At 40.2% G+C, this 2,369-nt stretch carries 2 protein-coding genes; both read right to left on the minus strand.

Annotated elements, in window-relative coordinates; all coding sequences use genetic code 11:
• Positions 1-186: 186 nt before the first annotated feature.
• Positions 187-1,059: a sigma-70 family RNA polymerase sigma factor gene (locus H515_RS0110320; RefSeq protein WP_025878186.1), complete on the minus strand. Its 873-nt coding sequence runs from the start codon at positions 1,057-1,059 to the stop codon at positions 187-189.
• 326 nt (positions 1,060-1,385) lie between these two features.
• Positions 1,386-2,195, minus strand: coding sequence for a hypothetical protein (locus H515_RS13430; RefSeq protein WP_025878184.1), 810 nt, complete (start codon positions 2,193-2,195; stop codon positions 1,386-1,388).
• Positions 2,196-2,369: the final 174 nt, after the last annotated feature.

Raw genomic sequence — 2,369 nt, forward strand, 5'->3', positions numbered from 1 at the left:
AGCCAATCTAAGAGGAGTGGCAGACAAGAAGTTCTTTTTATTCAGAATTGCAAAACTATATGCCTATCCCCATTGATTTTCTACTGAGCCTGAAAATTGCCATTCTTTTTAACATTTAGAGCTGTCACAGAAGGCACATGTCTTTACACGCTCGACACTATTAAGCCGATACTTGCAAAAATCGCCTTATCCTAAGTACTTCATTAGAACGCGCGCATTGCCACTTTCCCGGATTTTTTCAATGGCTTTCTCCCGAATTTGTCTTACGCGCTCACGGGTGAGTGCCATTTCTGTTCCAATCTCTTCCAATCCTTTCTCTTGGCAGCCGATACCGAAACATTCGGTAACGATTTTCCGTTCACGCTCTTTAAGCGTATTCTGAAGAACAGCTTTAAGGTCGTCGGACATTGATTCGAAATCTACTCCTTTGTCTGTGCGTGAATCTTCGCCTGACGCAAGCATATCGCTCATAGAGTTGTCATCGTCGTCGCTGAATGGCGCATCAATACTCATGTGATGATTGTCGGCGCTCTGACTTTGTCTTATTCTTGCCTCGTCAATACCAGTGAGGTCTGCTAACTCATGAATTGATGGGCGTCGATTGTGTTTCTGAACAAATTCGTTTGTAACTTGATTGATTTTTGAAATAGCGCCCACTTGGTTCAAGGGAAGTCTGACTATTCGGCTTTGTTCAGCGATTGCTTGCAAAATACTCTGACGAATCCACCAAACAGCATAAGAGATAAACTTAAAACCGCGGGTCTCATCAAATTTCTCTGCTGCCTTCACTAGCCCGATGTTTCCTTCGTCGATAAGGTCGGTGAGAGAGAGTCCTTGATGTTGGTATTGTTTGGCTACGGACACAACAAATCGAAGGTTTGCCTTGATTAGTTTTTCCTTAGCTCGTTCGCCTTTTCGGCCACCCTTGTGAATTTCCTGAGCGAGCTCAATCTCCTCATCAACGGTAATCATAGGTTCACGACCAATCTCTACTAAATACTTGTCAAGAGCTTCACTAGAACGATTGGTAATACTTTTAGAAATCTTAAGTTGTCTCATTTACTTTAATTTTTCCTCCTAAAATAATTGGTATTTTTCCGCTATCCTACATGAAACGGCTCGCAAAGGTACAAAAATAATTTGGATTTTACAAGTTTCCTACCGCTATATTTAGACTTTTTAATAGAATGAGAAATCAGAGCATTTTCCAAAGCACAGCTTCCGCATACCAAAAGGTAAGGTTTTGAGATTCAAAAGGTGACCTTTTGTGCTCCAATAAATTACCTTTTGGAATGCGGAATTTATCTGCTTGATTTTCTTTTAGTTATGAAAAATAGTTTAAGTCTTCCAGAACAGATGCTAATTTGCAATAGATTGGACTAAAACTACCAGTTCTTTTTATCTAAATTGGTTTTCACAGTTATCTTCATATTCATTCCCATCATCTTGACAGTTCCATCAGTTGTTGAGTCACTAATCCACCCTGACGGCAGGAAATTGTAGTTATCCACAGAATCAAAGTCAAGATTTGTCATTCCCATTGCTTTCATCTGTCCCCAATTGGTTTCTATTTGCGAGGTTACTTCTTCTCCCATACCCATCTTTTTCATATTGGCAATCATCATTTGCTTCACATCATTTTCAGTCATATTGCTCTTGCTTAACCCTGTCACTTTAATATTGCCCTGTAGCTTATTTATTGAATAGGTGGTAACAGCTTTGATGCCTTGCTGAAGAGTGCGGTCTTCCTTGTCTCCGTTATTAATTTTCTTACCGTAGAATGACAGGAATGTCACTTCATTGATGTTGTCAATGATGTTTTTCTCCTCAAGTTGTGCACTGATACTCATGATGGCCTTAGTTTTTGGCATCACTGCCTCTATCTGGGGATTATCAGAGTAAAGTTTCTCCAATTCTGCAATGCCAACACTGCTGGCTTTACCAACAACGTCGTCATAGTTCTCTATTTTTATAATTGTACCATTTGTATCAGTTTGCAATATGACGGGTGTGTTGGTCAGATACTTTTCCATCGAATTGCCCATTTGGTTGGCAATTTCTTTGTTACCTTTGTAGTCTGCTTTTGTAATGGTTCGCTCCAACCGGTAGCCGGTATTGGTTTTATCCAACACGACGTAACGAGTAGAAGTGGTTACGCCAAACTCTTTGTTGCCAGCCCCCATAGGCAATTCCATTTTTATATTACTAACTGTTTGATAAACAGTTGTGTCTCCTTTGTTAAAGTTAGCCTTGATTGTCGTTTGCGCCTCTGTCGTGGCTCAGTAGAAAATCAATGGGGATAGGCATATAGTTTTGCAATTCTGAATAAAAAGAACTTCTTGTCTGCCACTCCTCTTAGATTGGCTCGG

This window comes from Prevotella corporis DSM 18810 = JCM 8529, from assembly GCF_000430525.1.
GTDB classification, from domain to species: Bacteria; Bacteroidota; Bacteroidia; order Bacteroidales; family Bacteroidaceae; genus Prevotella; species Prevotella corporis.